This window comes from Streptomyces sp. TAA040 (genome assembly GCF_000424845.1).
Window position 1 is genome coordinate 69,750 of record NZ_AUKR01000023.1, and the last position, 6,366, is coordinate 76,115.

The 6,366-nt window shown below is 68.3% G+C and carries 6 protein-coding genes and 2 pseudogenes; 3 read left to right on the top strand and 5 right to left on the bottom strand.

Features of this window, described 5'->3' with window-relative positions; translation table 11 throughout:
* Window positions 1-149 precede the first annotated feature (149 nt).
* The 3 genes and pseudogenes from H300_RS30460 to H300_RS0118335 form a co-directional block, all read right to left on the bottom strand.
* A pseudogene (locus H300_RS30460) lies at window positions 150-424 on the bottom strand (ISAzo13 family transposase); the annotation flags it as partial.
* A gap of 481 nt (window positions 425-905) precedes the next feature.
* Window positions 906-1,886: a pyridoxal-phosphate dependent enzyme gene (locus H300_RS0118330; protein WP_028428591.1), complete on the bottom strand. Its 981-nt coding sequence runs from the start codon at window positions 1,884-1,886 to the stop codon at window positions 906-908.
* 73 nt (window positions 1,887-1,959) lie between these two features.
* Window positions 1,960-3,216 (bottom strand): IS256 family transposase, encoded by a 1,257-nt coding sequence (locus H300_RS0118335; RefSeq protein WP_028428592.1) that lies wholly within the window; start codon window positions 3,214-3,216, stop codon window positions 1,960-1,962.
* Between the two features lie 539 nt (window positions 3,217-3,755).
* On the opposite strand from H300_RS0118335, the pseudogene H300_RS32550 reads away from it, so the two are divergent.
* Together H300_RS32550 and H300_RS32555 are read left to right on the top strand one after the other, a co-directional pair.
* Window positions 3,756-3,884 (top strand): annotated as a pseudogene (locus tag H300_RS32550) (epoxide hydrolase); the annotation flags it as partial.
* Window positions 3,885-4,062: 178 nt separating this feature from the next.
* Window positions 4,063-4,494: an alpha/beta fold hydrolase gene (locus tag H300_RS32555; protein ID WP_486583934.1), complete on the top strand. Its 432-nt coding sequence runs from the start codon at window positions 4,063-4,065 to the stop codon at window positions 4,492-4,494.
* Between the two features lie 189 nt (window positions 4,495-4,683).
* Here H300_RS32555 and H300_RS0118345 read toward each other — a convergent pair whose 3' ends face one another.
* Window positions 4,684-5,022 (bottom strand): hypothetical protein, encoded by a 339-nt coding sequence (locus H300_RS0118345; protein ID WP_028428593.1) that lies wholly within the window; start codon window positions 5,020-5,022, stop codon window positions 4,684-4,686.
* A gap of 24 nt (window positions 5,023-5,046) precedes the next feature.
* Complete coding sequence (locus H300_RS27690) at window positions 5,047-5,739, bottom strand: aquaporin (protein WP_078516115.1); 693 nt, start codon at window positions 5,737-5,739, stop codon at window positions 5,047-5,049.
* Window positions 5,740-6,082: 343 nt separating this feature from the next.
* Between H300_RS27690 and H300_RS30465 the strand changes: the two genes are divergently transcribed.
* Window positions 6,083-6,366, top strand: a 284-nt coding sequence (locus H300_RS30465; protein WP_199779209.1) for a transposase family protein, incomplete at its 3' end; no start/stop codon positions are given.

The following is a 6,366-nucleotide window of genomic DNA, read 5'->3' on the forward strand; positions in this document are numbered from 1 at the left end:
TCCACAGGTTCCCCGTGGCCGACTGGTCGGCATGAGCGATGACGAGGAGCAGCAGCCGGTCCCGAGCCGCGGCAAGGTCCTGGGGTCCCTCGCGCGGGCGGAGCGAGGGCAGGGGCTGTCGAAAAATAATTCCTCTGTTTCTTGGGGGATTACGGGGGTGTGAGGTCGTGCCCGGCGATCTCGGCGAGCTGCTGTGCCGTGGTCACAGTGAGGGGGCCGATCGGCACGGCGTGATCGAGCGCGTCCAGGACGGGGCGGCGTCGCGGAGAGTCGCGCCGATTCTGTTCTTGGTCAGGCCGGTGGCCTCGGCGAGCCTCGCGTGTGTCATGGACCAGCGCATCTTGAGGACGGCGATGACGAGGTGGTCGGCGGCGGAAAGGCGTCGGCCACCGGCTCCGGGTCCGCCGTCGGGGCGGGGATGCTCACAGCCGCGTGTGCGGTTGACTTCGACGGGGTGAGAGCGACATCGTGCCCGACCTCTCCGGAGGTGCGGATCCGGTGGCAGTGAGGTGTTGAGCTGTTCGAGTTCTCGGGCCGAGTAACCGTGAAAGTCCAGCGGCAGGACATAAGCTTCCAGCAAGGGGTCCTGACTGCCGGACCATGCCAGGGCGGAGTCCTCGTCGAGGACCCACTGCAGGTCCACGGGCTGCGTCAGCTTCGTGAACGCCAGGGCGGAGGTTGCCGACTCCAACTCCCGTAGTCTCGCCGCGACTTTGATCTGTAACTGCTGGGTGGTGTCGAAAGTGTCGCGGAACACGCCGGTGGCGTAGGCCTCGACCGTCCGGACGAACGCGTGCTGCGCGGGCTCGAACCTCGCCCCGCTCTTGCGGTACACCAGCCGTGGCATGCCACTGGGCGACGACGGTCACCCACTCGTCGTGCGTCGCCGACTGCCCGAGTAATTGTCAAGACCTGTGGACGGGGGCCGCGCCGACCCAGCGGTGGTAGGCGTCTACGTCGACGTTGCTGCCGCACACGATGGTGACGACGTGTCGGCTGGCGAAGTGGTCACGGTCTTCGAGGATCGCCGCGATGCCGAGCGCGGCCGAAGGTTCGACGACGAGGCCGGCGTGGTCGAGGAGCATCCGCATACCGGCGATGATCGACGCCTCCTGGACCAGGATGGCGTCGTCAGCGACCAGGAGGAGGTCGTCCAGGACAGCCGGGATGGGACGCCGGCCGGCGACGCCGTCAGCGATGGTGTTGGTCGAGTCGGTGGTGACGACACGTCGTTGGCGCCACGAGTGTGTCAGCGCCGGTGCGCCCAGCGGCTGGACGCAGATCACTTCGACTTCGGGTGCCAAGGCCTTCACCACATTACCCACGCCGGTGGCCAGCGCCCCACCACCGAGAGCAATCAGGACGGTGTCGAACGATCGTGCGGTGTCCACCAATTCCAGGCCGATGGTCGCCGCGCCCTCGCAGGTCTCGATGTCCAGGCTGTCTTCGACCAGCCGGATGCCGTCGTACCGTGCGATGGCCGCCGCCCGCTCGCGAGCCATCTCGTGGTCGCCGTCCACCAGCTCCAATTTGGCGTCCAATGCGCGGATGCGATCAAGCTTGGCCCGAGCCGCGAAGCGGGACGCCACGACGGTCACGTCGAGCCCCCGGCCGCGACCGGACCACGCGAGGGCTTGGCCAAGGTTGCCCGCGCTCGCGCACACCGCGGCTCTCGACGCATTGTCGGCCAGCAGGCTCGCGACTACCTCGGTGCCGCGGGCCTTGAAGCTGCGGACCGGGTTCGCCGTTTCGAGCTTGATGCTCACCGTGCACCCGAGGCCGGGCTCCAGCGCCTCGCAGCGGTACAGCGGAGTGTCGAGAAAGACCGGGTCGATTGCCCGGCGAGCCGCCCGGATCCGAGCAGTGTCGAGACGTGTCTCCTGCACGACACAGCAGCGTAGCGCCACCGGCGCTGGTTCCATGAGTAACTGTCAGGAGTTGCAGGGCGGTTGAGGTGTGTCACGCTGCGGCGGGTTCCTCGGGGTGTTCGACGAGGTGACCGTTCTTGAAGCGGGCGCCGTTGCGGACGAGGGCGACGAGGTGGGGCGCGGTGATCGCGCGCCAGCGGGCCTGGGCGGACTCGACGAGCTTGAACACCATCGCCAGGGCCGCGGCCGGGCTGCCGGACCCGCGGGTGACCTTGGTCCTCAATTTCACGGTGCTGAAAGTGGACTCGATGGGATTTGTCGTGCGCAGGTGCACCCAGTGCTCGGCGGGGAAGTCGTAGAACGCGAGGAGCTCGTCGGCCTCGTCGGTGATCTTCTTGGTCGCTTTCGGCCACTTCGCTGCGTAGGCGCGTTCGAAGTCCTTGATCGCCTTCTCGGCGTGGTCGCGGTCCTCGGCGTTGTAGATCTCCTGCAGGGCCTTCTTCGCGCCGGGCTGAGCCGACTTCGGTAGCGCGTTCATGACATTGCGGATCTTGTGAACCCAGCACCTCTGGTGCCTGGCCTGCGGAAACACCTCTGCGAGGGCCCTCCACAGGCCCATCGCACCGTCGCCGACGACGAGTTCGGGATCGCGCATGCCGCGTCGGCGGCAGTCACGCAGCAGATCCGCCCACGGCTCGGTCGATTCACGCAGCCCCTCCGCCAGCGCGATGAGTTCCTTGCGGCCGTCGGGGCGCACGCCCATGAGGACCAGGACGCAGGAGTGGGCCTGGCCGAGGCGGATCTTGGGGTGGACGCCGTCGGCCCACACGTAGACGTAGTCGGAATCCGACAGGTCGCGGGCGTGGAAGGCGGTGTGGTCGTCGCTCCATTGCTTCGTCAGTCGGGTCACCGTCGCCGGCGAGAGGCCGGCCGAGGAGCCCAGGAACTGCTCCATCGCGGGCACGAAGTCCCCGGAGGACAGTCCGTGGAGGTAGAGCAGGGGCAGGACCTCGCTGATCTTCGGGGACTTGCGGCGCCACGGTGCGAGGATCTTCGAGGAGAACCGCTTGCGCTCACCGGTCTCCACATCGACGCGCTTGTCGTTCACGCGGGGCGCCTTCACCGCGAGGGGCCCGGCGGCGGTGGTCACCGTCCGTTCGCGATGATGGCCGTTGCGGACCACCAGACGACGGCCGACCTCGTCCCGCTCACCAGCCAACTCGGCTATGTACTGGTTGACTTCGGCCTCCAGGGCCGCGGCGAGCATCCGCCGGGCACCCTCGCGGACGATGTCGTCCATCAGGGATCCGGTCTCGGTGGTTCCGTCGTTGTTGACTACGCTGAGCATGGGCGTGCCTTCCCAACCCGCGGGTCTACGCGGTGACCATCAATCGATCACTCGGGAAGGTACGCCCTCCGCGTTCCGCGAGGCACCCCTCCCGAGACCGATCCACAGGTCTTGAGCATTGCTCACGACGCTGCCCCCCCGCCCCACGACCCGACCGTTGCTCCACCGTGGCGTAACCACCTTGCCGACACGGTCGAAGTAGGCGCTGGCCGGAGCGGTGGTCTGCAAGGTACCGATGTCCGGGTCGATGCCGGTCGCAACCTGGCCCAGGCCGAGCGCGGGGATTCCGTGTAGATCAGCCGTCCGTTGTCATTGACATGATCGCTTAGCCGGGCCCCTTCCGCCAGGATCTCCGCCTGACTGACCACGTGGTCGTCGATACGGAACCGCTCCTGCCTGGACTCCTTGTCACGCCGCGGCTCCCATCGGACCCTCTCCACGAGTGATCAGCCCAGCCTCAGCCAGGCGTGAGCGACGGCACAAGACCGTTCCCTCCCTGACATCGTTGGGCGAGACGTTCCGGCGTGATCGTGCCGGACATGCCGGGCTACGGCTACTCCGAGATCCCCACCGGCACGCTGCTCAGCTCCCTCGACGTGGCGGAATTGTGGGCCCGGTTGGTGACCCGGCTCGGCTACGGCTCGTTCGCCGCGGCAGGTGGGGACATGGGGAGCCATGTCAGCCGCTACCTCGCACTGGAGAATCCCGACCGCGTCGTGGGCGTCCACCGCACGGACGGGGGACTGCCCGTGTTCAGCGGCGACGTCTCCGAGCTGACGCCGCAGGAGAGGGCCTGGTTCGAAGGTGCCGGAACATGGGGGGGCGCGCGAGGGTGCCTACGGCGCGATGCACCGCACCAAGCCGCAGACGGCGGCGTTCGGTCTCACCGACTCGCCGGTGGGGCTGGCCGCGTGGATCGTCGAGAAGCTGCGGGCCTGGAGCGACGGCGACGGCGACATCGAGAGTGTCTACACCAAGGACGAGATCCTCCCGAACGTCACCCTGTACTGGCTGACGGGCACGATCGGATCCTCGATGCGCATGTACCACGCGAACGCCGCGATCGACCCGGCACAGCTCACCCGCTACGTCGAGACCCCCTCCGGATTCTCGATCTTCCAGGGCGACACAGTCCGACCGCCCAGGCAGTGGTTGCAGCGAACGACGAACCTCACCCATCTGAGCGAGCCCGACCGCGGCGGCCACTTCGCCCCCTTCGAACAGCCCCAGCGCTACGCGGAGGAACTGCGCGCCTTCTTCCGCCCTCTGCGGTCCTGAGCGCACGACCCGGCGCCCCTCACCGCTCGCCCCCGGCATGCGCACGACCGGTTCGGGGACGAGACGGTGAGTGACGTCCGACGCCTCGCGCAGGGACGACGGTGACGGTGCCCGGCCGGGTCCCTCGCGGTGGTTCGGCGCGACCCGGCCTCTTGACCTGGCCGGACTTCATCCGGCTGCGTGGGTCCGTCAGGTCTCGGCGGCGTACCGCGTGAACCACTCCCTGGCCGGTCGGTCCTCGGGAACGGAGTGGTACAGCTCTGCGAAGACGGATGCCAGGGCACGGTCAGCTGCTTGCCAGTGGTCCACGGCACCGCCGGTTTCGTCCTCCGGTAGGAGTCGAGCGGTCGTGCGCAGCACCACGCCGAGCGCGTCGACCGCGCCGAGGAGCCGTGCGGTGACATCGTGGGCAGGGCCCGTTTCGAGCGGGTGGTCCGCGACTGTCCTGGCGAGCCCCCAGCAGGCGTGTGCCGCTTCCTCCGCCGCGGAGACAGCGGGGTGGACGGTTCCGGCGGGGGCGGGGGGCACCTCTGAGGGAGGGCGGGACACGGGTCACACGCCTGGCTGCACGGCGAGCGCCCGAGGATCCGAGCTCGCCTCGTCCCTCGCGAGAAGGCCCCGGTCGTGAGGGTGGATGAGGCGGAAGACTATACCGGCCGCCGTTCCGCCCGCGAGATTCGCCAGCAGGTAGACCCACAGAGTGGACCAGTCGAAGAGCCCCGCGAGAGCTCCGCCCAGGGCCACGGCCGGGTTGAACACGGCACCGGATATCCCGCCGACCGTCACCGCGCCCGCCAGAACGGTGAAGCCGATGGCCAGCCCGTAGAACGAGTTGTCGGGGTGGCTGGAGCTGGTCGCGACATTGAGGACCACATGGGCCAGTGCGAAGGCGAACAGCGCTTCGACCACCAGGGCCGCGGTCAGTTGACGACCCGAGAGCGACAGGTGCTGCGTGGACCCCGTGGCCGCCGACCACCGGGCGAGAGGCCCGGCCGCCAGGGCGGCCAGCACCTGGACGCAGACGTAGCCCGCCGCGGTCGCGACGCTGATCCGACCGCGGACGAGCACCGCCAGGGTGACTGCGGGATTGTAGTGCGCACCGGAGACATGTCCGCCTGCATAGACCATGACCATCAGGATCGCTCCGACGGCCAGCGGGGCTAACGGTGCTGCGGAGAGCACCGCCGTGCCCACGGTGAGGACGAGAAAGAAGGTACCGATGAATTCGACTGCGTAACTGCGCAAGGGGGCTCCTGTGGAGAGAATTCGCCTGCTGATTCGGCGGCCCCGTTCCGTCCCGGTCGCACGCGTGCAGGGGCACGGCGTGACCCCGAGTGCGGGAACGTGTCCGCAGTGCGAAAGTAGTCACCTCCGACCGGGAGCCCCAGAGGCGTTCGCCTTACAGAAGCATGACGTCGATCAGCACCGGTGACCCGTGGACCCTCCGCGGTTACGGCAAGGGATCTCCCACGCGAACACCTGCCCGCCGGAGTGGCAGGGCTTCGGCGTAGTTCGATGACGTCCGGTTGCTGACGTCTTACCGGGTTGGGTGGGGTCCGGTACGAAGCAGGAACGGACGTCCGTGATCATGGAGTTCTCTGCGCTCTGTGATCCTGGGAAGCCCGTGCCTGCTGACGCATCATCTCTGATATCGCCCGCGTTTGACCAGCTCAGCCCTCATCCTCCGGCTCTGGGCCGGGACGTGCCCGGCCTGCTGGAGCGGCTGGCGGCGGTCCCGGATCCACGCGATCCGCGAGGAGTACGCCATCCATTGGTGGCGGTGCTCGCGCTGACCGCCTGCGCGGTCCTGGCCGGGGCGAAGTCACTGCTCGCGGTGAGTGAATGGGTAGCAGACGCCCCACCGGCCGTGCT